The sequence below is a fragment of the Mesorhizobium sp. RCAM 06353 genome (genome assembly GCF_059683585.1).
Genome location: NZ_CM185031.1, coordinates 4,999,718 through 5,021,494 on the forward strand (window position 1 = coordinate 4,999,718; position 21,777 = coordinate 5,021,494).

25 protein-coding genes are annotated in these 21,777 nt (G+C 61.4%); 8 read left to right on the forward strand and 17 right to left on the reverse strand.

Annotated features, from left to right (window positions below):
* Positions 1–125 precede the first annotated feature (125 nt).
* From AC56QX_RS24105 to eno, 9 genes are all read right to left on the reverse strand, one after another.
* Entirely contained in the window at positions 126–383 is a 258-nt protein-coding gene (locus tag AC56QX_RS24105) for a GlsB/YeaQ/YmgE family stress response membrane protein (protein WP_091586392.1), read from the reverse strand.
* Positions 384–482: 99 nt separating this feature from the next.
* Positions 483–1,928, reverse strand: coding sequence for a dihydrolipoyl dehydrogenase (lpdA, locus tag AC56QX_RS24110; protein WP_497111040.1), 1,446 nt, complete (start codon positions 1,926–1,928; stop codon positions 483–485).
* A 15-nt stretch (positions 1,929–1,943) separates the two neighbouring features.
* Entirely contained in the window at positions 1,944–2,582 is a 639-nt protein-coding gene (locus AC56QX_RS24115) for an SGNH/GDSL hydrolase family protein (protein ID WP_497111041.1), read from the reverse strand.
* 4 nt (positions 2,583–2,586) lie between these two features.
* On the reverse strand, positions 2,587–3,000 hold the full coding sequence (locus AC56QX_RS24120) for a hypothetical protein (RefSeq protein ID WP_497111042.1): 414 nt from the start codon (positions 2,998–3,000) through the stop codon (positions 2,587–2,589).
* Between the two features lie 14 nt (positions 3,001–3,014).
* Positions 3,015–4,376 (reverse strand): pyruvate dehydrogenase complex dihydrolipoamide acetyltransferase, encoded by a 1,362-nt coding sequence (locus AC56QX_RS24125; protein ID WP_497111043.1) that lies wholly within the window; start codon positions 4,374–4,376, stop codon positions 3,015–3,017.
* 18 nt (positions 4,377–4,394) lie between these two features.
* Complete coding sequence (locus AC56QX_RS24130; protein ID WP_497111044.1) at positions 4,395–5,780, reverse strand: pyruvate dehydrogenase complex E1 component subunit beta; 1,386 nt, start codon at positions 5,778–5,780, stop codon at positions 4,395–4,397.
* Positions 5,781–5,794: 14 nt separating this feature from the next.
* The gene (pdhA, locus tag AC56QX_RS24135; RefSeq protein ID WP_497111045.1) at positions 5,795–6,832 is read right to left on the reverse strand and encodes a pyruvate dehydrogenase (acetyl-transferring) E1 component subunit alpha; all 1,038 of its coding nucleotides are present in this window, start codon (positions 6,830–6,832) and stop codon (positions 5,795–5,797) included.
* Between the two features lie 193 nt (positions 6,833–7,025).
* Entirely contained in the window at positions 7,026–7,349 is a 324-nt protein-coding gene (locus AC56QX_RS24140) for an FtsB family cell division protein (protein ID WP_497111046.1), read from the reverse strand.
* Positions 7,350–7,507: 158 nt separating this feature from the next.
* Positions 7,508–8,782, reverse strand: coding sequence for a phosphopyruvate hydratase (eno, locus tag AC56QX_RS24145; RefSeq protein WP_497111047.1), 1,275 nt, complete (start codon positions 8,780–8,782; stop codon positions 7,508–7,510).
* A 198-nt stretch (positions 8,783–8,980) separates the two neighbouring features.
* Here eno and AC56QX_RS24150 point away from each other — a divergent pair, with 198 nt between their 5' ends.
* A complete protein-coding gene (locus tag AC56QX_RS24150; RefSeq protein WP_475450867.1) occupies positions 8,981–9,106 on the forward strand; it encodes a hypothetical protein in 126 nt (41 codons plus the stop codon).
* A gap of 59 nt (positions 9,107–9,165) precedes the next feature.
* Here AC56QX_RS24150 and AC56QX_RS24155 read toward each other — a convergent pair whose 3' ends face one another.
* Together AC56QX_RS24155 and AC56QX_RS24160 are read right to left on the reverse strand one after the other, a co-directional pair.
* Positions 9,166–9,531, reverse strand: coding sequence for a PRC-barrel domain-containing protein (locus AC56QX_RS24155; protein ID WP_477444865.1), 366 nt, complete (start codon positions 9,529–9,531; stop codon positions 9,166–9,168).
* Positions 9,532–9,614: 83 nt separating this feature from the next.
* Complete coding sequence (locus AC56QX_RS24160; RefSeq protein WP_027045027.1) at positions 9,615–9,818, reverse strand: dodecin family protein; 204 nt, start codon at positions 9,816–9,818, stop codon at positions 9,615–9,617.
* A gap of 249 nt (positions 9,819–10,067) precedes the next feature.
* Here AC56QX_RS24160 and AC56QX_RS24165 point away from each other — a divergent pair, with 249 nt between their 5' ends.
* The gene (locus tag AC56QX_RS24165; RefSeq protein WP_497111048.1) at positions 10,068–10,652 is read left to right on the forward strand and encodes a hypothetical protein; all 585 of its coding nucleotides are present in this window, start codon (positions 10,068–10,070) and stop codon (positions 10,650–10,652) included.
* A gap of 35 nt (positions 10,653–10,687) precedes the next feature.
* On the opposite strand, the gene kdsA is transcribed toward AC56QX_RS24165, so the two are convergent.
* Both kdsA and AC56QX_RS24175 read right to left on the reverse strand, forming a co-directional pair.
* Positions 10,688–11,548, reverse strand: coding sequence for a 3-deoxy-8-phosphooctulonate synthase (kdsA, locus tag AC56QX_RS24170; RefSeq protein ID WP_497111049.1), 861 nt, complete (start codon positions 11,546–11,548; stop codon positions 10,688–10,690).
* Positions 11,545–12,423 (reverse strand): VOC family protein, encoded by an 879-nt coding sequence (locus AC56QX_RS24175; protein ID WP_497111051.1) that lies wholly within the window; start codon positions 12,421–12,423, stop codon positions 11,545–11,547. Before AC56QX_RS24175 ends, kdsA begins: the two co-directional genes overlap by 4 nt.
* A 243-nt stretch (positions 12,424–12,666) precedes the next feature.
* Here AC56QX_RS24175 and AC56QX_RS24180 point away from each other — a divergent pair, with 243 nt between their 5' ends.
* The gene (locus AC56QX_RS24180; RefSeq protein ID WP_497111053.1) at positions 12,667–13,962 is read left to right on the forward strand and encodes a glycosyltransferase family 4 protein; all 1,296 of its coding nucleotides are present in this window, start codon (positions 12,667–12,669) and stop codon (positions 13,960–13,962) included.
* Entirely contained in the window at positions 13,959–14,936 is a 978-nt protein-coding gene (locus AC56QX_RS24185) for a hypothetical protein (RefSeq protein ID WP_497111055.1), read from the forward strand. Before AC56QX_RS24180 ends, AC56QX_RS24185 begins: the two co-directional genes overlap by 4 nt.
* Positions 14,937–15,042: 106 nt before the next feature.
* On the opposite strand, the gene AC56QX_RS24190 is transcribed toward AC56QX_RS24185, so the two are convergent.
* Complete coding sequence (locus tag AC56QX_RS24190; RefSeq protein ID WP_497111057.1) at positions 15,043–15,363, reverse strand: hypothetical protein; 321 nt, start codon at positions 15,361–15,363, stop codon at positions 15,043–15,045.
* Positions 15,364–15,604: 241 nt separating this feature from the next.
* On the opposite strand from AC56QX_RS24190, the gene AC56QX_RS24195 reads away from it, so the two are divergent.
* Positions 15,605–15,943, forward strand: coding sequence for a GNAT family N-acetyltransferase (locus AC56QX_RS24195; RefSeq protein WP_497111059.1), 339 nt, complete (start codon positions 15,605–15,607; stop codon positions 15,941–15,943).
* A gap of 62 nt (positions 15,944–16,005) precedes the next feature.
* Positions 16,006–16,971 carry a glycosyltransferase family 2 protein gene (locus AC56QX_RS24200; protein ID WP_497117866.1) on the forward strand — a complete coding sequence of 322 codons (966 nt, stop codon included), beginning with the start codon at positions 16,006–16,008 and terminating at the stop codon, positions 16,969–16,971.
* Here the strand turns inward: AC56QX_RS24200 and AC56QX_RS24205 are convergent.
* Both AC56QX_RS24205 and AC56QX_RS24210 read right to left on the reverse strand, forming a co-directional pair.
* Complete coding sequence (locus AC56QX_RS24205) at positions 16,941–17,231, reverse strand: Dabb family protein (RefSeq protein ID WP_497111060.1); 291 nt, start codon at positions 17,229–17,231, stop codon at positions 16,941–16,943. The genes AC56QX_RS24200 and AC56QX_RS24205 overlap by 31 nt on opposite strands.
* Positions 17,232–17,400: 169 nt before the next feature.
* On the reverse strand, positions 17,401–17,535 hold the full coding sequence (locus AC56QX_RS24210) for a hypothetical protein (RefSeq protein WP_475450872.1): 135 nt from the start codon (positions 17,533–17,535) through the stop codon (positions 17,401–17,403).
* Between the two features lie 330 nt (positions 17,536–17,865).
* Here AC56QX_RS24210 and AC56QX_RS24215 point away from each other — a divergent pair, with 330 nt between their 5' ends.
* Together AC56QX_RS24215 and AC56QX_RS24220 are read left to right on the forward strand one after the other, a co-directional pair.
* Complete coding sequence (locus tag AC56QX_RS24215; RefSeq protein WP_497111061.1) at positions 17,866–19,122, forward strand: class I SAM-dependent methyltransferase; 1,257 nt, start codon at positions 17,866–17,868, stop codon at positions 19,120–19,122.
* 211 nt (positions 19,123–19,333) lie between these two features.
* Positions 19,334–19,648, forward strand: coding sequence for a hypothetical protein (locus AC56QX_RS24220; protein WP_497111062.1), 315 nt, complete (start codon positions 19,334–19,336; stop codon positions 19,646–19,648).
* Between the two features lie 57 nt (positions 19,649–19,705).
* Here the strand turns inward: AC56QX_RS24220 and AC56QX_RS24225 are convergent, their stop codons facing one another.
* Entirely contained in the window at positions 19,706–21,685 is a 1,980-nt protein-coding gene (locus AC56QX_RS24225; protein ID WP_497111063.1) for a bifunctional 2',3'-cyclic-nucleotide 2'-phosphodiesterase/3'-nucleotidase, read from the reverse strand.
* Between the last annotated feature and the right edge of the window lie 92 nt (positions 21,686–21,777).

Sequence of the window (21,777 nt, forward strand, 5' to 3'; positions counted from 1 at the left end):
TTTTCTTGCGACCGCCCGTCGGCGATCGTCACTTTCACGTCATCTAGGACTTTTCGGCCCAAAGAAAAAGGCTGCAGCGGCGCATGCCGCTACAACCGTTTTCGCATAGCCGGGAACGATATCGATTAGCGGCGCACCAGGCGACCAACCCAGATCAGCAGGCAGGCACCGATGAAGCCGGTGATCAGATAGGCAATCCAGCCGACGCCGAATGGGCCGAAATTGAGCGCCTGCAGGATGGCATTCAACACCACGGCGCCGACGATACCCATGATAATGTTCATGAATATGCCGGTGTTGCTCTTCATGAACATTTCGGCGAACCAGCCTGCCAGGCCGCCGATGATGATGGCTGCGATCCAGCCCACGCCGTTCAAGTGCATATGTCTTCTCCTTGCGCACGTAAAAATGCATCCGGAAACGAACACCGCTGCCGTTGAGTTCCCAGGGCTTTCGCGGCTGAGTCTCTTGCGGCGAATCTATCATGCGTTCAACGCGCGGCCATAGGCGTCGAGCACGCTTTCCTTCATCATCTCCGACAGCGTCGGGTGCGGGAAGATGGTGTGCATCAGCTCTTCTTCCGTCGTCTCCAGGTTCATCGCCACCACAAAACCCTGGATCAACTCGGTCACCTCGGCGCCGACCATGTGCGCACCGAGCAGTTGACCGGTCTTCTTGTCGAAGATGGTTTTGATGAAGCCCTGGTCCTCGCCAAGCGCGATCGCCTTGCCGTTGGCGGCAAACTGGAAGCGGCCGACGCGGATATCCTTGCCCTCGGCCTTGGCCTTGGCTTCCGTCAGGCCGACAGAGGCGACCTGCGGGTTGCAATAGGTGCAGCCGGGGATCTTGAGCTTGTCGATGGCGTGCACGCCGGGAAAGCTGGCGATCTTTTCGATGCACACGACGCCCTCATGCTCGGCCTTGTGGGCCAGCATCGGCGGGCCGGCGACATCGCCGATGGCGTAGATGCCGGGTATGTTTGTCTTGCCGTAGCCGTCGACGACGACGCAGCCGCGGTCGGTCTTAACGCCAAGTGCTTCAAGCCCGAGGCCCTCGATATTACCCTGCACGCCGACAGCCGAGATCATGCGGTCGGCGGTGATCTTCTCGACCTTGCCGTCCTTCATCTCGACATGCGCGGTGACCGAGTTGCCACCCTTCTCGACCTTGGTCACCTTGGCTTCGAGAATGATCTTCATGCCTTGCTTCTCGAACTGTTTTTGCGCAAATCTCGAGACTTCGGCATCTTCCACCGGCATCACCGCCGGCAGCAATTCAACCACCGTCACGTCAGCGCCCATGGTGCGGTAGAAGGAGGCGAATTCGATACCGATGGCACCGGAACCCATCACCAGCAGCGACTTCGGCATTTCCGGCGGAACCATCGCCTCGAAATAGGTCCAGATCAGCTTGCCGTCCGGTTCGATGCCAGGCAGCGCGCGCGGCCGGGCACCGGTCGCCAGGATGATGTGTTTGGCGGTGTAGGTGCCCTCGCCCTTGACGCCGCTTGGCACCGGCGGCTGCGGCTCCATCGGCTTCTTGGCCGTCTTGGAGACGACGATTTCACCGGGCTTCGACAGCTTGGCTTCGCCCCAGATGACATCGACCTTGTTCTTCTTCATCAGGAAGGCGACGCCGCCATTCAACCGCAGCGACACTTTGCGCGAGCGGTCGACCACGGCCGCCGTGTCGACGCTGACCTTGCCGTCGAGCTTCAAGCCATAGTCCTTCAAATGATCCGAATAGTGCATGATCTCGGCCGAGCGCAGCAGCGCCTTGGTCGGTATGCAGCCCCAGTTGAGGCAGATGCCGCCGAGATGCTCGCGCTCGACGATCGCGGTCTTGAAGCCGAGCTGGGCGGAACGCACCGCCGTGACATAGCCGCCGGGGCCGGAGCCGATGATGATGACGTCGTAGTTCTCAGCCACGGATCTTCTCCTTATTCACAGTTCCAGCATGCCGCGCACGACAGGCGCTAACGCCTTGCCGATGTTGCGCGTGTTTTCGGCATCGAGATGGACGCCATCGAGCGGTGTACATTTGGCGACGCTCGCGGCATCAAAAAAGCCGCAGCCCATCTCGTTGGCGGCGGCTTGATAGAAGCCGGCGAGTTTGGGCGACTCGATTGCGCCGGTTCCCAACATTTCGGCGTAGTCCGCCTTGCGGGTTTCCACGATATGCGGCGGCGCAACCAGAATAATCCCGGGGGCGACAATGCCGAACGGATAGGCGTGCCCCCGCACGATTTCAACGAGGCGCCGCATGCCATAGGACGCTATGACCGCGCTGCCGTGTATAGACGGCTTCATGTCGTTCGAGCCAAGCATGATGACGATCAGATCGATCGGCGAGTGCGTGCTCAGGGTCGTCGGCAATATCCGCGCGCCGTTGCGGTCCGCGGCCGACAGGAAGTCGTCGTAGGCCGTGGTACGACCGCCCAGTCCCTCGGCAATGACGTGGAAGCTTGGTCCGAGCACGGTCGCCAGTGTGGTTGGCCACCGGTCTTCGTATTTATGTCGACCCAAGGTCTCCGGGTCGTGTCCCCAGGTCAGCGAATCGCCGTAGCAAAGCACCGTCTTCATACGCTCAACCTGCCTTTGTGTTGGCTACGCCGCGCTTCACCCGCCAGCGCACGAAAAACCACTGCACGATGATCGTTACCAGCCCAGGCAAGCCAAGGCCTGCAATGAATGGCATGTCTTTCCTGACGACTGCCGCACTGCTGTCGCTATAGAGCGTCAACGCGACCAGCAGGACAATCAGCACCGCAAACACGATCAGCGTCCATTTGCCAGTTTTGGCCACTGCGGTGACGGGATCATTCATCAACTGAGCGATGAAGAAGACAAAGGTGACGACGAACGTCACCAGCATCGAGACTGCAAAGGCGACGATGTATGCTCCCTGATCGTCGGTGGCGACAGCCAGCCACTGCGCGACGAGACCGCCGGCAAAGCCGGAAAGGATGAAAGCGAAAAGGCTGGTGAAGAATGTCCGCACAGCCTTTTCCTTTCCTAGACCAGCATGCCCATCGGATTCTCGATCAGCCGCTTGAAGGCGACCAGCAGTTCGGCACCGAGTGCTCCGTCAACGGCGCGATGGTCGGTCGACAGCGTCACCGACATCACCGTGGCGATCTTGATCTCACCGTTCTTGACCACCGCCCGCTCCTCGCCCGCACCGACCGCCAGGATCGTCGCATGCGGCGGGTTGATCACCGCGGCAAAATCCTTGATGCCGAACATGCCGAGGTTCGACACCGCCGTGGTGCCGCCCTGATACTCTTCGGGCTTCAGCTTGCGGCTGCGGGCGCGGCTCGCCAGATCCTTCATCTCGTTGGAGATGGTAGACAGCGTCTTTTCGTCCGCATGCCGAATGATCGGCGTGATCAGGCCGCCGGGGATCGACACGGCAACACCGACATCGGCATGCTTGTGCTTGACCATGGCGCTTTCGGTCCACGAGGCATTGGCATCCGGCACCGCCTTCAGCGCCATGGCCATCGCCTTGATGACCATGTCGTTGACCGACAGCTTGTAGGCGGGCGCCTCACCCTTGTCGGTCTTCTTCACGGGGGCTGCGGCGTTGATCTGCGTGCGCAGTGCCAGAAGTGCGTCGAGTTCGCAGTCGAGCGTCAGGTAGAAATGCGGAATGGTGGTCTTGGCCTCGACCAGGCGCCGCGCAATCGTCTTGCGCATATTATCGTGCGGAACGAGGTCGTAGGAGCCTTGCTCGAACAGTTTCAGCACCTGGTCGTCCGACATCGCCTTGACGGCGGGAGCGGCGGCGGCAGGCGCGCCGGCCGGAGCCTTGGCAGCGGGCGCTGCCTTGGCGCCACCACCGGCAATCGCGGCATCGACATCCGCCTTCACCACACGGCCGTGCGGGCCGGTACCGGTCACGGCCGAGACATCGACGCCGGCGTCCTTGGCGATACGGCGTGCCAGCGGCGAGGCGAAGGTTCGCTCGCCAGCCGCATGGCCATTGGCGGCCGGTGCCGCTTCGGCTTTGGGTGCGGCCGCAGCAACAGGCTCGGCCTTCGGCGCTTCAGCCTTTGGTGCTTCAGCCTTGGGAGCCTCGGCTTTCGCCGGCGCAGCACCGCCACCGCTTTTCGCGGCGGCGCCTGCGTCCTCGCCCTCGGCGGCAAGCACGGCGATCAGCGCATTGACCTTGACGCCTTCCGTGCCGGCGGGGACGACGAGCTTTGCAACCGTGCCTTCATCGACGGCTTCGACTTCCATCGTCGCCTTGTCGGTCTCGATCTCGGCGATGACATCGCCCGGCGAAACCTTGTCGCCCTCTTTCACGAGCCATTTGGAAAGATTGCCCTCTTCCATCGTGGGCGAGAGCGCCGGCATGGTGATGTTGATTGGCATTTTGTCCTCCCGCCCGGTTCAGCGATACGCGACGGCTTTGACCGCCTCGATGACTTCGCCGACATTCGGCAATGCCAGCTTTTCGAGGTTTGCCGCATAAGGCATCGGCACGTCCTTGCCGGCAATGGTGATAACCGGCGCGTCGAGGAAATCGAAAGCGCGCTGCGAGACCTGGTTAGCGATATGGTCGCCGACCGAGCTCTGTGGATAGCCTTCTTCGACCACGACCAGCCGGTTGGTCTTCTTGACCGAGGCGATGATGGTGTCGAGATCGAGCGGGCGGATGGTCCTGAGGTCGATGATCTCTGCGTCGATGCCCATGCCGCGCAGTTCCGCCTCGGCCTTGACCGCATAGGTCATGCCGATGCCGAAGGAGACGATGGTGACGTCCTTGCCCACCTTGTGGATGCGCGCCTTGCCGATCGGCAGCACGAAATCATCCAGCTTCGGCACGTCGAAGGACTGGCCGTAGAGGATCTCGTTCTCGAGGAAGATGACCGGGTTCGGATCGCGGATCGCAGCCTTCAGCAGGCCCTTCGCGTCGGCTGCCGTGTACGGCATCACCACCTTCAGGCCGGGAATGTGGCTGTACCAGGCGGCATAGCACTGCGAGTGCTGAGCGGCGACGCGGGCGGCGGCACCGTTCGGTCCGCGGAAGACGATCGGTGCGCCCATCTGGCCGCCCGACATATAGAGCGTCTTGGCGGCCGAATTGATGATCTGGTCGATCGCCTGCATGGCGAAGTTGAAGGTCATGAATTCGACGATCGGCTTCAGGCCAGCCATCGCCGCACCGACGCCGACGCCGGCAAAGCCATGCTCGGTGATCGGCGTGTCGACGACGCGGCGCGGTCCGAATTCCTGCAACAGGCCTTGGGTGATCTTGTAGGCGCCCTGGTATTCGGCGACCTCCTCGCCCATGACGAAGACGTCGCCGTCGCGGCGCATTTCCTCGGCCATGGCATCGCGCAGCGCTTCGCGCACCGTGGTCGAGACCATTTCGGTGCCGGCCGGAATGTCGGGATCGGCGGCAATTTCGGTCTTCGGCGCCGCCGCGACAGGTGCCGCGGCTTCACTCTTGGCCGCCGCTGGCGTCGGCACCGCTGCTTCGGCCTTGGCCGGCTCTTCGCCAATGCCTTCGCCGGCCTTGTCGGTGTCTTCGCCCTCAACCGCCAGCACTGCGATCACCGCGTTGACCTTGACACCTTCGGTGCCGGCAGGAACCACGATCTTGGCAAGCGTGCCTTCATCGACGGCTTCGACTTCCATCGTCGCCTTGTCGGTTTCGATCTCGGCGAGGACGTCGCCGGCAACAACCTTGTCGCCCTCTTTCTTCAACCACTTGGAAAGATTGCCCTCTTCCATGGTCGGCGAGAGAGCAGGCATGAGAATTTCGATCGGCATGTCCTGGCCCTCCCTTACAGTACGATATCGGTCCAGAGCTCGGACGGATCCGGCTCTGCATCGTTCTGGGCAAATTCGGCGGCGTCGGCGACGATGTCGCGAACCTCCTTGTCGATGGTCTTCAGCTCGTCCTCGGTCGCCCACTTCTTCTGCGTCAACCGCGCCTTGACCTGTTCGATCGGGTCATGGTCGGAGCGCATCTTCTGGACTTCTTCCTTGGAGCGGTATTTTGCCGGGTCGGACATCGAGTGACCGCGATAGCGGTAGGTCTGCATTTCGAGAATGATCGGCCCGTTGCCGCCACGGCACCATTCGGTCGCCTGATCGCCAGCGGATTTGACCGCGCGCACATCCATGCCGTCGACCTGGATGCCCGGAATCTTGAACGAGGCGCCGCGATGGGAAAAATTGGTTTCCGCCGACGAGCGCGAGACCGAGGTGCCCATGGCGTAGCGGTTGTTCTCGATGATGTAGATCACCGGCAGCTTCCACAGCGAGGCCATGTTGAAGCTTTCATAGACCTGGCCCTGGTTGGCGGCGCCATCGCCGAAATAGGTCAGCGAGACGTTGTTGTTGTCGCGGTAGCGGTTGGCGAAGGCCAAGCCCGTGCCGAGCGACACCTGCGCGCCGACAATGCCGTGACCGCCATAAAAATGCTTCTCCTTGGAGAACATGTGCATGGAGCCGCCCTTGCCCCGTGACAGGCCGCCACGACGTCCGGTCAGCTCGGCCATGACACCGCGCGGCGAAAGCTCCATCGCCAGCATGTGGCCGTGGTCGCGATAGGCTGTTATCATCTGGTCGCCGTCGATCAGCGCCATCTTCATGCCGGTGACGACTGCTTCCTGGCCGATATAAAGATGGCAGAAGCCGCCGATGAAGCCCATGCCGTAGAGCTGGCCGGCCTTTTCCTCGAAGCGGCGGATGAGCAGCATGTGCCGGTAGGCGGCGAGCTCTTCGTCCTTGGTGAATTCAGCAGGCTTGGGCGCGGAAAGCCCTGATTTGCCGTCGGATTTCGATTTGGCAGGCGCTTTTCTGGCTGCGGTGGCCATGCATCACTCCCTGTTGGCGTCTCTTTGCGGACATTAGGGCAGGATGAAATCTGCCCTGGGAAGATCAGCTCTCCCCACCGATTTATGCAAAGCTAACACGCGTCAGAGCGTTGCGCCATGACGAATTTGCATAGCTGGCATGCGCCTAAGCGATTAAAATCATTGAAAATATTGGTGATTAACTGAAAGTCAGTTATTTCGCTGAGGCCGGCAGCATGATGGTGATTTCATCAGCCTGGGACAGATTGAGCGCCCGGCGCGCCTGCTCGTCGAGCATGTCCCTCTCCAGCGTACCGTCATGCATGAGCCGAACGCGCCGTTCGAGCTCCATACGCCGCGCCTTGACGGCATCGAGCTGAGCCTGCAGCGCAACCGTTTGAGCTTCCAGCTGATATTTGGAATTGATGCCGAACTCGCCGTGATAGGCATGGAAGCCGAAATAGGCCAGGAATAGGACGCAAAGCGAGGGAATGATCAGCCGGCCGGTATTTCTCTGCTTGTGCTGACGCGTCCACATAACCGATTCCCCATGGCCGCTAACTCGGGCGACCCGGACCCTTTTTCACCTGATTGTGCTTAACGGACGGTTACGGAGACCGGCCAGGCGACCAGCGAAATGAAAAAGGGCGGGAATGCTCCCGCCCTTCGCGCACTGTCCGAGTTTGGTATTGCAGATCAGCCCTTGATCACCGACTTGCCGGCGTAACGCGCCTGCTTGCCGAGCTCTTCCTCGATGCGGATCAGCTGATTGTACTTGGCCATGCGGTCGGAGCGCGACAGCGAGCCGGTCTTGATCTGCCCGCAATTGGTAGCCACGGCGAGATCGGCGATGGTCGAATCCTCGGTTTCGCCGGACCGGTGCGACATGACGGCGGTGTAGCCGGCCTTGTGCGCGGTCTCGACGGCATCGAGCGTTTCGGTCAGCGAGCCGATCTGGTTGACCTTGACCAGGATCGAATTGGCGACGCCCATGCGGATACCGTCGCGCAGGCGCGCCGTGTTGGTGACGAACAGGTCGTCGCCGACCAGCTGCGTCTTCTTGCCGATCAGATCGGTCAGGTACTTCCAGCCTTCCCAGTCGTCCTCGGCAAGGCCGTCCTCGATCGAGATGATCGGATAGTCGGCCGCGAGCTTGGCGAGGTATTTGGCCTGGGCCTTGGGATCGCGCGTCTTCTTCTCGCCCTCATAGACGTAGTTGCCGTCCTTGAAGAACTCGGTCGCAGCGCAATCGAGGCCGAGTGCGATCTCCTCGCCCGGCTTGAAGCCGGCCTTCTCGATCGATTCCATGATGAAATCGAGCGCCACCGGTGCGCTCTTCAGGTTCGGGGCAAAGCCGCCCTCATCGCCGACATTGGTGTTGTGGCCGGCGTCCTTCAGCTTCTTGCGCAGCGTGTGGAAGATTTCCGAACCCCAGCGGACGGCCTCGCGCAAAGTCGGCGCGCCGACCGGCAGGATCATGAACTCCTGGAAATCGATCGGGTTGTCGGCATGGGCGCCGCCATTGATGATGTTCATCATTGGCACCGGCAGGATGTGCGCCTTGGTGCCGCCGACATAGCGATAGAGCGGCAGGCCAGAGGCATCCGCCGCGGCCTTGGCCACCGCCAGCGAAACGCCGAGAATGGCGTTGGCACCGAGCCGGCTCTTGTTGGGTGTGCCGTCGAGCTCGATCATGGTCTGGTCGATATGGATCTGGTTTTCGGCTTCCATGCCGCCGATCGCCTCGAACAGCTCGCCATTGACCGCCTCTACGGCCTTCAGCACGCCCTTGCCGAGATAGCGGGCACCGCCATCGCGAAGCTCGACGGCTTCGTGGGCGCCGGTCGAGGCGCCCGACGGCACCGCGGCGCGGCCCATCGAGCCGTCTTCGAGCACAACATCGACCTCGACGGTCGGGTTTCCACGGCTGTCCAGGATTTCACGTCCGACAATGTCGATGATGGCGGTCATTGCGATGTCCCCGATTGATCTGACGAAAGGTCGCGCCCGTCTTAGCCAAAGCGGCGCAAAAGGCAATCCGGCCATGGCCGAATAGTGCCGCCAGCCCGATTCACGAAGCGCAAATTTCTGTCATCATAAGTCATGTCATCAGACGCGCATTTCGAGCTATGGTTTCGATGCGCGGGGCGAAACAGGAGGAGTTTCGCCATGTCCGAGTTGAGCGGTATCTTGAGTTTGTTCCTGATTGCGGCGGCGTTCCTGACGTCGTGCGACACCCAACAATCGCCACCGAAGGCCTTCGCGCCTTTGCCGGCGTTGAGCACCAGCGAATAGCGTTGTCTTGAATAAAAAAGGGCCTCGTCGAAACGAGGCCCTTTTTGATTGAGGTTGCGTCAATGCCAGTAGGGCGTGACCTTGTAGTACTCATACGAGGCATCGCGCGCGGTCTCGCCATCCGCACCGGCCAGTTCGTTGATCGAATAGGCGGGCGCTGCCTTCAGCTGATCCTTCGAGAATGGCACGACATAACCGCCCTTGTGCTCGTCATAGTCGAGACTTGCCCAGGGAACGGCATGGTATTTCTCTCCTATGCCGAGAAAGCCACCAAAGCCGATCACCGCGAACATGATGCCGTTCGACGTCTTGTCGAGCATGATGTCCTCGATGCTGCCGATGCTCTTGCCTTCGGTGTTGTAGACCGACGTGCCGATGACGCGCGAAGCGGCAATGGCTTCGGTGTGACCTGTCTGAGTTGTCATGATCTGCTCCTCGTTGTCGTTGAACTCTGCTTTGACAATGAGGGGCGCGGGCGAAAGTTCCCGACTTTTTCGGCGGCGGCCAATCACTCCGCGAGGATGAAAGTGACCTTCATGTTGACGCGGTAGGCCGCGATCTTGCCGTCCTCGACGACGATCTTCTGATCCTGGATCCAGGCGCCTTCGACGTTCTTCAGGGTTTTCGAAGCGCGGGCGATTCCCTTTTCGATGGCGTCCTGAAAGCTCTTCTTCGACGACGAGGTGATTTCGGTGACGCGGGCGACGGACATGGCTTCCTCCTGCCAAAACGCTCATTTGCCGGCCAAGCGTACAACCGGCTTATGGCTTCCACAAGCGCGGCGCCGTCGGGGCCATTGTCATGCCGCCGTCCAGCGTGGCATTGAGGAAGCGTCCGATCGTTTTGTGAGGCGGCAATGGCCCGAAGGCGCAGTCAGCAGCCAGCAGCGGCGCAGCCGCCGTCACCTGTGGTTGATGCCAATGCCGCAAATGCGTCCAGCGGCTACTACTTTGCCGGCGCCATGGTGCTGATCGCCGCCCTGATCCCCTGGTATTTCGAACTGCCGCTCAACTTCAACGTTAACGACCGCGAATTCAATCCACTGGTCTTCGTCCCGGTCGTGTTTGCCGTCATCGGGCTCTACGCATTGCTAAAGGCGATCCGTGACACATTGCGCGTGCGCAAATTCGGCGCAACGACGCTAGAGGCGGGGCTGGCAAAATCTGGCGGACGCTTCGAAGGCCGGCTCCGGGCGAGCCGCGATCTGTCTCCTTCCGGTGACTACGTCGTCAAATTGCGATGTATCAGAACCTACCGAGTCGGCGGACCTGCCGTGAATACGATCGCCGGGGACAAATCAACCTACAAGGAAGAGCTCAGATACGAGGAAAAGCTCGTCGTGCCGCGTGGTTCCGTGCAGTCGAGCGTGGGCATTCCCTTCGCCTTTGCAATCCCGGCCGATGCCCTGCCCTCGAACGGCCCGCCGGTTTACGAGCGCCAGCATGGCAATGTGCGCTGGATCCTGACCGTCACGGCGCCGATGCCAGGCGTGGACTATTACGCGGTGTTCGCGATCGACATGAGGCGGTCAGCCCAGAACAACTGACATGCAGGCGCTTGAAGCACGTCCCTCAGGGCGCTTTAGCGGCCTTTGGCGATGCGATCGAATGCCATCAGCCTTTCGAGAAGCGCCGGCATATCCTTCAGCGGTAGCATGTTCGGGCCATCTGAAGATGTCGAATTGTCCGGATCCTGATGGGTCTCGATGAACACGCCGGCAACGCCGACGGCGACGGCCGCACGCGCCAGCGTCTCGACAAAGCGGCGCTCGCCACCCGAGGAACCGCCCTGCCCGCCCGGCTGCTGCACCGAATGCGTGGCGTCGAAGATCACCGGTGCGCCGATTTCCGCCATGATCGGCAGCGCGCGCATGTCAGACACCAGCGTGTTGTAGCCGAAGGACGCGCCGCGCTCGGTGGTCAAGACATTGGCGTTGCCGGAACCGGTGATCTTGGCAACCACGTTCTTCATGTCCCAGGGGGCAAGGAACTGCCCCTTCTTCACGTTGATCACCTTGCCCGTTTTCGCAGCGGCAACCAGCATATCGGTCTGGCGCGACAGGAAGGCCGGAATCTGCAGCACATCGACATGCGGCGCGACGATCGCGCATTGTTCCTCGGTGTGGACGTCGGTCAGCACGGGAAGCGAAAATTCCTTGCGCAGTTCGTCGAAGACCGGAAGTGCGGCGTCCATGCCGGCGCCGCGTGTTGCCGACAGCGAGGTGCGGTTGGCCTTGTCGTAGCTCGTCTTGTAGACGAGGCCGATGCCGAGCTTGCCGGTCAGTTCCTTCAGCGCGCCGGCCATGTCGAAGGCATGCTGGCGCGATTCGAACTGGCACGGGCCGGCGATCAGCGCCAAAGCCGCGTTGTTGTCGAAAACGACATTGCCGACCGTTACCGACGAATTGGGCGCCATCGAATTGGACGCTTGGGACTTGCTCATGGGATCTCCCGGAAGATGAAAGCCGCGCCCTGTCCGGACGCCGGCTGCACGACAATGTCATTGCCCGCTATATCGTGCTGGATGGAATTGGCTGCAAGCAGCCGTGACGTGACATCAATGTTTCGGACGGCAAAGACGATCGCCGCGAAGCGAAGTTTCGTCGCTGACCCGGCCGGAATGCCAAAGCGGGCGGTGAAGGACTTGGGGTCCAGCACGCTCAAAGTAGCGTTCGGCAGGAGAAACGCCCCGCCATCGGCGGCAGGATCGTTCACCGCCACCGAGATCAGCCTGATCTGTTCGGCAGGCTGGTCGCTGACCGCCACCACCTCCACAATGCCCGTGGCGCCATTGGCGTGGGCCTGCAGAGCCGTACGGTCCACTTTCGGTGCGTTGATCCGCTGGCAGGCAAACAGGAACGCGTCGGTTGCTCCGCTGGTCGCAGCAAAGGCGAGCTTGAATGACGCCAGATCGCTCTTGCCCGATGTATCCATGAAAGCGCGTGAAAAGCTCAGCGTGTCTCCCGCCGACAGCCCGGCCCCGACATAGCGCGCATGATCGGCGTCGGCATTGTCCGTGCCGAGAACGACCGCGGAAAATCCTTCCTCGCCGCGGCTGTCGCGATAGAGGCGGTCGCGCGCGACGAAGACATTGCCCTCGGCAGCCGCCTTGATCGCTGCCTGTTCATTGCCGATCGCCAGTGGCTCCAGATAGGTGCCATCGGCGAGGAAAACGCAGCAGTTTTCCGTTCCAAAGGGATGGATCCCGGTCGGTGCGACGACGAAGCCCAGCGAAGCGAGCCGGGCTCGTGCCACATCGAGGCTCTGCGTCGGCAGCACCAGATGATCGAGCGGATGAATGCCGGCTGTTCGGGTCATTTGAGGCGCGATGTGCATCATTCCGCAACACGGTTCAAGACGTGATTGCGATCCTCACCGCCAGCGGTAGCGCAACTGCCACCAGAAATGGTCGCCCCTTTTCTCTTCTGCCGCCGCAGGATTTGACGTAACGATATCCCCCGCATGGGGGATGCTGCGAATTCCGTCTTGGACAATTGTCACGACGTCGCGATTCGACGTCGAATGGCGCCCATTGCCCTGCGTGCATGGCTGGAACGACGGATGACGGGCAACAGCATGCTCAGGATCTTGCGGATTACGCCGCATTTCTACCGACCCGGCAAATGGCCGGTTGCGTTCGATCCGGTTGGTGGATTGCAGAACCAGACATGGACTATCGCGCAAGCCATGGACAAGGCCGGCACGACCCAGACGGTTCTGACCAGCTACATTCCAGGCAGCCCAAGGCACGTGCAACTATCTCTGACGATGCGGGTCAAATGCACGGGTTTCTGGCTGCCGGCGTTTCTGGCCGGCCCAATGCTTTGCTTCAGCTGGTTTCTGGGCGCGATACCGGAGTTGCTTCGCGCCCGAGGCCGCTACGATGTCGTCCACATCCATTTCAACCATTCGATCTGGTGCAGGATCATCGCCATCATTGTCGGCAGGCTGAAGATACCGCTTGTCGTCTCGATGAACACGCCTTTGTGGTCCGGGTTTCGGGATGCGCTCCGGCTCGAGGGCAAATCATATGACGTCACTCGCTGGATCGAGCGGATGGCCTTGAAGTCGGCAAGCCGAGTCGTCGCTCTGACCGAGACGTATGGCCGGAGAGCGGCGGGCGAGTTGGGAGTTCATGCCTCGCGCGTCGACGTGATTCCCGACACCGTCGACCTTGAAGCTTTCCAGCGCCCGATCGCTCCAGAGACGCTTCAGATCTTTCGCGGCGATCACGGCATCCCGGACAGGCGACCAATCGTCAGTTTCATCGGCCGTATCAGTGCAGAAAAAGGTTGGCGGGACTTGCCCGCTTTTGTCGAGCGCCTGTCCGAAAAAGGCGTGTTCCTGCTCATCTGCGGAGATGGCCCCGATCGCGGCAAGCTTGAAGCGGCGCTCGCGGCGATCTCGCGACCAGGCTGGTGGACCATCACCGGATTTGTCTCACCGGCCGAGGTCAAGAAGGCGCTCAAGATATCCGACCTCATGATCCTGCCTTCAAGACGTGAAGCGTTCGGCAGTGTCCTGCTCGAAGCGATGGCAGCCGGCGTGCCGACGGTTGCCTATGCCGTCGGCGGCGTGACTGACGTGGCCGGTCGTCCGGAAGCACTGGCGCTCCGGCCCGAAGGACGGCGCGAAGAGCTTATTGAGCGAACGCTTCAGATGCTTGCCGATGGCCGCGCAGAAGAAGTGCTCGTTGCAAGAGGGCGCCGGCGCGTACAGGATTTCTCGCTGGATCGCGCGGTTACACTCAACCTCGCCCTCTATGCGTCGGTTCTCACAGGTTCGAAGACCGGGTCGCGCTCCTCGAAAGGAATTCTGGCGCTGCAGGAGGACGGCGGTTCGCCGGATGGTGCTTGATCAATTTCGTCACCACGCGCAGCCACGGCTATACCGTTCGGCACCTTGTTCATCAGTTGGGCAATGCACGCCACTGGAGCTACGAGCGCCTCTTCCGGCAGAGGGAATTGCGCTCCGGCACCTGGGTCTTTACGGATCATGAGCGGCTTTCGAACTTCGAGATTGCGCTGGCCGCCAGGGTCGCCAACCGGCTCGAGCGCGGCGGCGCCCGCGTTCTCAACCATCCCGCCCATGTGCTTAGCCGCCATGACCTGCTGAAAGCCTTGAATGCGGCCGGTATCAACCGCTTCTCGGCCTGGCGTTGCGAGAACCGGCCACGTCCGAATTCCTTTCCCGTCTTCATCCGCAACGAGTTCGACCACCTCTCGGCCGAGCTCGAGTTGATCGCGGACCAGCCGGCGCTCGATGCAACCCTGAGCCGGATGAAGGTCAACGGGATACCGCTGGCCGGCAAGCTGGTGATCGAATATGCCGGACAGGAGGTCAGCCCCGGCGTCTGGCAGCGTTTTGCCACCTATCGCGTCGGCCATCGGCTGATCGCTCATCACAATGCCGTCGATTTCCGCTGGGCGGCCAAGGACGTGCAGGACAAGCAGAGACTCCTCGCCCATCCGAAGCTGGAGACATTCCTCGAAAACGAGCGCCGCTTTGTCGAAGGCAATCTTTATGAAGACGTGCTGCGCCGGGCTTTCGACCTTGCCGGCATCGATTACGGGCGTGCCGATTTCTCGCTGGTCGATGGGCATCCACAGATCTTTGAGATCAACACCAATCCGGCGCACGGTTCCCACAGCACGATCTATAAGGAAACACTCCCCCAACGGGTCGAAACCCAGAGACTCGGGGAAGACCGACTGTACGCCGCCTTGCGGGCCGTGGACTTGCCGGTTGGACCCCGCATAGGCCTCGACGACCCTGCCCTTCTCCCGCAGCAGGCGTTCAGGCGCCTTTTCACGGGGCTGAAACGTGCTTGACCTGGCCGCACCGGAGCATCCGATTTCCAAACGGCCGATCCTGATCGAGGCGACCGATCGCTTCGATTTCGGTTCTGAGGCGTATCGACGGCTGTATGCCAGCGCATCAGCATCGGCCTTCCAGCATCCCGACTGGCTTTCGGCCTTCTATCGCAACATCGCTCCGGCCCATGATGTCGAGCCGCTGGTAGTCACCGGCCGGGACCGCGACGGCGAGTTGCAGCTGCTGGTTCCCCTGGTCCGGCACAAGAACGGCAATGGGCGGGGATGGGTCGAATATGCCTTTCTGGGCGTCACCGATTATGCCTGTCCGATCGTAGCCAGAGGCATAAGGGTTGGCGCGCAAACCGCATGGCATTTTCGCGATGTCGTTGGGCTTCATGCTGATTTGAGAATTGGACCTGTCCATCACAGCCATCTGCATCATTGGCGTTCTCTGCTGGGGGTCGAGCCTTCCCCGCTCGACTTCGGCGCGCACGCCGTGCGCTATGGCAATCCCTATGCTGAATGGCGCCGGACGAATCTCGGCCGCCGTGACGCCGCCAGACTTGACCGGAAGGCGCGCAAACTAGCCGAGGCCGGTGGGCTGACACTGGAATTGGTCGAGCCGGACGGTGTGCGTCAGGCCATGGTTGCAGCACGCGACTTCCGCACCGGGCGCTTTTCCAATGATCCGCTGCAGACGGCACGCGGCCTTGAATTCTACATCGGATGTCGCCACCAACGGCGCACGCTCCGGCCTTGCACGAACCTGGCGCCTTGCCTCCAAGGATGGCCCGGTCGCCTTTGTCTCCGGCTTGGTCGACGGCGACTGCTTCCGTTACATTCTGCTGGCATGCGACTATGTCTCCCACGCTCGTCATTCGCCCGGTCGCGTAGTGCTTGACCGGGTCATGGCTGCCTGGGCTGCCGAGGGCGGCACAGCCTTCGATTTCACCATCGGTGACGAACCCTTCAAGGCCGACTTCGGCTGCATCCGCACCACCATGCACGAGTTTCGGCTGTGACAGTCCTTCCAGCATTCTTTCCCAGGGAAATCGGGCGCGCCGTCACACCGCGCCTTACCGTCGTGGTTCCAGCCAGAAACCGCCGCGAAAGCCTGCCACGCACGCTGGCATCCGTCCTCGGCAGCCTCCGAATGGATATCGAGCTGGTGGTGATAGACGATGGGTCGGCGGACGGGACCGACAGCTATCTGGCCTCGCTCGACGATGTGCGCCTGAAATGGCGCCGGATGCCGGTGCCGGCCGGCGCCAACAAGGCTCGCAATGAAGGTTCCGCCCTGTCCACCGCGCCGCTCATCGCCTTTCTCGATTCGGATGATGCCTTCCGCCCCGGGCGGTTGGACCGGCTTATCACCTTCTTCGATGAGAACCCGGATATTGACTGTAGCATAGACGGCTTCAGCGACATTTCGGACAGCGGTGAACGCATCCACCGCTTGCCTGGTATGACGCCCGATGGAGAGAAACTGCGGCAGCTCCTGCTCTGCCATTGCATTCCATTGACCAATTCGACCGTCACGGTTCGCCGCACAGCTTTTGACGCGATCGGTGGCTATGATCCGGACCTGCGCCGCCATCAGGATCGTGAGTTGCTGCTGCGGTTGGCGAGACGGCATTGCATCGCCTTCGGCACCGCCACCGACGTGTGGAAATACCGATCGGCGAACTCGATCTCGCGCAACCATGCCGGCTATATCAAGGGGCTGGACGATTTCGTCGGCCGCTGTCCCGATTATCGATCAGTCGGCTACGGGTCGATCCTCAGCTATCTGACGGTGCGCGGCACGCTGAAAGCGGCGGCGCAGGGCCATTTCGGCGTCGCGCTGGCCGAGTTGAAGGCCTGGCGGCAGGCCAACCATCTGCCTGGCGGCCTCCACGTGCTGCCGGGCTATTTCATGGGGCGTCGAAAACGTCACCTGCTCGAGCAGACGCTCGGTCAGCTGCCGCAGGCGCTCGGTAAGCTGCCGCAGGCGCTGGATCAACTGCCACAGGCGCTGGATCAGCTGCCTGCCACGACATCGGCTGAATAGCGCAGTTCACGCAATGGTTTGACCTTGGCTGTGGTCTGCGCATAGAGCGGATGGGCCTTGTAGGCGGCCAGCGCCGCGTCATCGGCGAACTCGGCATAGACAACGACATCGACTTCATCCGACAGCGGGTCGACCTTGGTGTTCAAAGTGACCTCGAAGCGACTGGAATGAGGAATGTTGCCGAGCGCCAGCAGCCCGGTGCGCACTGCCTCCACATCCTCCCTGCGCCGCGCGCTGAAGAAAACGATATGCCGGATCAATCCCGCCTCCTCGATCTGAATGTCGGGGTCTTTAGTGACGGCGGTCCCCTCGCGTCAACCGTCCATGGCGCCACGCGTCCTTGCGACGCGCCCGGATGGGGCCGGACCTCATCTCGCAGCAACGGACACCTTGCAGAAGCGCCGGGGCTGCTATCTCTAAAAGGGGATATTATGCCTTGCCGGTGACGTAGCGCACAGCATGGGAGAACTCCCTGACCGATATGTCGAGATACCGGCCCTGATTGTAGAGGCCGTCCCAGATCAGGAAGAACGCGATGGCGGCAATGACGACTACATAACGCATGGCTAAAGCTATCGCACAAGCGCGACTGCGACCATAGACGTTTTTTGATTTTGGGCAGCAGCGACTCGACGAAAATGCTGAACGCCACGTGGCACAGCCCAGCTGACGGCTTGCCTCTTGAAGTTCCCCCTCATGACGTGGAAGATTGAGGCCGGCATTCGCTGGGAAGCGCGGAAGCTCCGGTTAACGGGCGCGCGCTTTCGTTCGACCCGCCTGTCGCCGAACCCGTGAGCCAACGGGACCAGGCAAGGGTGTTCGAACCTGGCGGATGATCCAAGAGAACCGTGGCCCGGCAATTGCGCCGGCACCACGGAAATCCAGGGGCATGAAATGGCAGACGGGGACCATCATAGCGTAGCGCCGGGCGAAGCGGTCAGGCTTGACGAGTTCAATTTCGCCGAGATCGTCAAAGGTCTGCCGGCCAAGGCGCGCATGGTGCTGTCGGCGGCGATGAACCTGCCGCGTGGTACGCTCAAGGTCAGGATGCCGGATGGTCGCGCCGTTCTCGTCGGTGGCAAGGGACCCGGCCCGGACGCCGAACTGGTGCTTAAGAACTGGCGCCTGCCAGGCCGCGCCTTTTCCGGCGGCACGATCGGCGTTGCCGAATCCTATATGGACGGCGATTGGGAGAGCCCTGATGTCACCAGTTTCCTGGAACTGTTCGTGGTCAATTCGGCGATCGGAGAACGCGTCGCCGGTGGCGCCAGCTGGCTCATCAACACCGTCCAGCGCATCCGCCACTGGTTCAACGAGAACACACGCACCGGCTCGAAGCGCAATATCTCGGCGCATTACGATCTCGGCAACGCTTTCTACAAGGAATGGCTCGACCCCAGCATGACCTATTCCTCGGCGCTTTACGCGAATGGCGCCAACGACCTGGAAAGCGCCCAGGCCGCCAAATACCGGGCGCTGGCCAAGGATACGGGTATCGGCAAAAAGGATCATGTGCTGGAAATCGGCTGCGGCTGGGGTGGCTTTGCCGAATTCGCGGCACGCGAAATCGGCTGCCGCGTTACCGGGCTGACCATCAGCCGCGAACAGCACGATTTCGCCAAGGCACGCATCGCCAAGGCCGGACTTGCGGACAAGGTCGATATCAAGCTGCAGGATTACCGCGACGAAACAGGGACTTACGACCGCATCGCGTCGATCGAGATGTTCGAGGCGGTCGGTGAGAAATACTGGCCGGTGTTCTTCGGCAAGATGAAGGCTTGCCTGAGGCCCGGCGGCACCGCGGGCCTGCAGATCATCACCATCAACGAAGCCGCCTACGACACCTATCGCGCCAGGCCGGATTTCATCCAGCGCTACGTCTTTCCGGGCGGCATGCTGCCGACACCGTCGATCCTGAAGGCGCTGGGCGCGGATCATGGCCTGGCGCATCTGCGTGAGCGCGTGTTTCCGGACGACTATGCGCGTACGCTTGCCGAATGGCGGCAGCGCTTCTGGGTATCCTGGGACAAGATCGTGCCGCTCGGCTTCGACGATCGCTTCAAGAAGCTCTGGGAGTTCTACCTGCACTATTGCGAAGCCGGCTTTCGCGCCAGCTACATCGATGTGCGCCAGGTGGTCTACAAGGCGTAGGTCGATACGCTCTCGATTTCGTTGCCATCGGAAGTCAGCACTGCTGGAGATGACGGCCGGGTCGATTACCGGTTGGCGTGCTTCGCCGTTTTCGATCGCGATTTCCTGATGCCAACGTGATGCAACCGTGAGCGCCTGGCGGGCGTTCTGCCGCATCCGACGCCCGCGCCCAATCCCCAACGCCGAGCGCCTCTGACCATAGGAGGCTTCCTTGAAGCGAATTGTTGCTGCCATTGCCGTCCTGCTTGCCGCCGTATCCACAGCCGACGCACGGCGCATCACTCCACCCATCGTCATGAACGATCCGCTGGGCCACAGCATCAGCCCAACCTTGACGCCTGGTGTGAGCGATCTCGTCGACAACACACCGACCTCGACCATTCACGGGGTGCATGTTCCGGCCGGGATGACGCCCTTGACCGTGCCCAGCGACCCGACGGGCACGTCGCTCGAGCCGACGCAGCCAGTCAGCCCGCAAGCCCCCGTGACAGCCTTGCCGTTGACGCCGACGCCTGCAACCGACTGAAGCAGCACTGCGGAAGAAAACAAAACCACGCACCTGTTGCGTGGTTTGTGCCTTTCCTCAAAGCGTGATGCGATATCTAGCAAAACCGGCTTCGCCCTCGCCCGCCGGTTCGATCTTCAGCGACTTCACGTCGGCGATGAAGTCCTTTGCCTTGACGCCTGTCTCGAACACGACGCTGGTGCCTGGCAGTGGCGCGAACGACCAGTTGTCGTCGGCAGACGGGTTGATCGTACCCTGGCTGACGATGTAGCGAACGATGACGTCGCGGTTGGTGTCCGGTGCCTCATAGATGATCTTCGAGGCATTGATGTCAGGGAAATTGCCGCCGCCGCCGGCCCGGTAGTTGTTGGTCGCAACGACGAATTTCTGATTGGGATCAATTGGCTTTCCGCCGAACATCAAGTCGACGATACGATTGGCGCCAGCATTCGCCACGCCGCCCTTGGCATCATATTTCGGCGGCTGCGACAGGTCTATCTTGTAGGTGACGCCGTCGATGACGTCGAAATTGTAGGATGGGAAATCGGTGTTGATGAGCGCCTGGTCGGCCTTCCCGGCCTCGATCTTGTTGAAGATGCCGGCCGACATTTCCAGCCATTCCTTCACTTGCGCACCCGTGATTTCGACGGCGCGCACGGTGTTCGGGTAGAGATAGAGGTCGGCGACGTTCTTGATGGCGATGTCGCCGGCCGGCACGTCGGTGTAGTAGTCGGCGCCGTTGCGCCCACCGGCCTTGAAGGGAGCGGCGGCCGACAGCAGCGGCACATCCTTCCACTGCGTGCTCTTGAGAATGTCTTTCAAGTACCAGGTCTGCGCCTGGCTGACGACCTGCACCGACGGATCGTCGGCGACCAGCGAGAAATAGGAATAGAGCGGCGCCGAAGTCTTGCCGACAGGACGGCGCACATAGGCCAGGGTCGCCTGGTGGTCCTGTTCGAGGGCGGCGATGATACGCTTGTCGTCGGGAACAGTCGGCTTGTTCTTGTTGTCGACGCGCTCGAAGATCGGCCGCGCCTCGGAGGTCGCGGAAACGACCTTCCATTTCGATCCGTCACGCTCCAGCATCAGGTCGATCAGACCCATATGCGAACCCCAGAAGCCGCCCATGACGGCCGGCTTGCCCTGCAGCGTGCCCTTTTGCGTGTCGACGCCCTCGAGCGACTGGAAATCCTTCTTGCCGGGGAACACCAGATGCTGGTGGCCCGTGAACACGGCATCGATGCCATCGACGCCGGCGACGAAGAACGAGGCGTTCTCCATCATGCCGCCCTGCTTCACATCGATGCCGGAATGGGAAAGCGCGATAACGATGTCGGCGCCCTCTTCCTTCATCTGCGGCACCCAGGCCTTGGCCGCCTCGACGATGTCGCGCGTCTTGACGTTGCCCTCAAGGTTCTTGAGGTCCCAGACCATGATCTGCGGCGGGACGAACCCGATAACGCCGATCCTGATCGGCTGCTCGGCACCCGAACCATCCTTGATCTTCCTGTCGAGGATCACGTAGGGCTTGAGGTAGAGCTTGTCGTCGCGCGGGTTGGCGGCAAGCTCGGTGCCGCGGATCAGATTGGCGCAGACGAACGGAAAGTTGGCGCCGGCCAGCACCTTGTCCAGGAAGGACAGGCCGTAGTTGAACTCGTGGTTGCCGAGCGTCGAGCACTCGTAGCCGAGCAGGTTCATGCCTTTCATGATCGGATGCAGATCGCCGTCCTTCAGGCCCTTCTCGTAGGCGATGTAGTCGCCCATCGGGTTGCCCTGCAGCAGGTCGCCATTGTCGATCAGCATCGAATTGACGGCTTCCTTGCGCACCGCGTCGATCAGGGATGCCGTGCGCGACAGGCCCATCGTGTCGTTGGCTTTGTCGGCGTAATAATCATAAGGCAGCACATTCACATGGATATCGGTGGTTTCCATGATGCGAAGATGCGCCTGGTTGGCTTGCGCACGGGCGGAGAAGGGATGAAGCACGATCAGCGCCCCTGTGGCTGCGGCACCCGCGAGAAAACCGCGGCGGGAGACTGGGTGGAGCAGTTGCGACATGTTTTCTCCTCATCAACAACGTGACACGCCCTGACCCGAAGCGAACTTGGCGCTGAAACCGGCTCAAGTCCACTCAAGCCCGACTTGAACAG

Bases quoted from the DNA above. Each gene is read 5' to 3' on its own strand.
- AC56QX_RS24105 (WP_091586392.1), bottom strand. From the start codon at position 383: ATGCACTTGAACGGCGTGGGCTGGATCGCAGCCATCATCATCGGCGGC.
- AC56QX_RS24115 (WP_497111041.1), bottom strand. From the start codon at position 2,582: ATGAAGACGGTGCTTTGCTACGGCGATTCGCTGACCTGGGGACACGAC.
- AC56QX_RS24125 (WP_497111043.1), bottom strand. From the start codon at position 4,376: ATGCCAATCAACATCACCATGCCGGCGCTCTCGCCCACGATGGAAGAG.
- AC56QX_RS24130 (WP_497111044.1), bottom strand. From the start codon at position 5,780: ATGCCGATCGAAATTCTCATGCCTGCTCTCTCGCCGACCATGGAAGAG.
- pdhA (WP_497111045.1), bottom strand. From the start codon at position 6,832: ATGGCCACCGCAGCCAGAAAAGCGCCTGCCAAATCGAAATCCGACGGC.
- AC56QX_RS24140 (WP_497111046.1), bottom strand. From the start codon at position 7,349: ATGTGGACGCGTCAGCACAAGCAGAGAAATACCGGCCGGCTGATCATT.
- eno (WP_497111047.1), bottom strand. From the start codon at position 8,782: ATGACCGCCATCATCGACATTGTCGGACGTGAAATCCTGGACAGCCGT.
- AC56QX_RS24150 (WP_475450867.1), top strand. From the start codon at position 8,981: ATGTCCGAGTTGAGCGGTATCTTGAGTTTGTTCCTGATTGCGGCGGCG.
- AC56QX_RS24155 (WP_477444865.1), bottom strand. From the start codon at position 9,531: ATGACAACTCAGACAGGTCACACCGAAGCCATTGCCGCTTCGCGCGTC.
- AC56QX_RS24160 (WP_027045027.1), bottom strand. From the start codon at position 9,818: ATGTCCGTCGCCCGCGTCACCGAAATCACCTCGTCGTCGAAGAAGAGC.
- AC56QX_RS24165 (WP_497111048.1), top strand. From the start codon at position 10,068: ATGGTGCTGATCGCCGCCCTGATCCCCTGGTATTTCGAACTGCCGCTC.
- kdsA (WP_497111049.1), bottom strand. From the start codon at position 11,548: ATGAGCAAGTCCCAAGCGTCCAATTCGATGGCGCCCAATTCGTCGGTA.
- AC56QX_RS24175 (WP_497111051.1), bottom strand. From the start codon at position 12,423: ATGACCCGAACAGCCGGCATTCATCCGCTCGATCATCTGGTGCTGCCG.
- AC56QX_RS24180 (WP_497111053.1), top strand. From the start codon at position 12,667: ATGACGGGCAACAGCATGCTCAGGATCTTGCGGATTACGCCGCATTTC.
- AC56QX_RS24190 (WP_497111057.1), bottom strand. From the start codon at position 15,363: ATGATGCAGATGGCTGTGATGGACAGGTCCAATTCTCAAATCAGCATG.
- AC56QX_RS24195 (WP_497111059.1), top strand. From the start codon at position 15,605: ATGATCCGCTGCAGACGGCACGCGGCCTTGAATTCTACATCGGATGTC.
- AC56QX_RS24210 (WP_475450872.1), bottom strand. From the start codon at position 17,535: ATGCGTTATGTAGTCGTCATTGCCGCCATCGCGTTCTTCCTGATCTGG.
- AC56QX_RS24215 (WP_497111061.1), top strand. From the start codon at position 17,866: ATGGCAGACGGGGACCATCATAGCGTAGCGCCGGGCGAAGCGGTCAGG.
- AC56QX_RS24225 (WP_497111063.1), bottom strand. From the start codon at position 21,685: ATGTCGCAACTGCTCCACCCAGTCTCCCGCCGCGGTTTTCTCGCGGGT.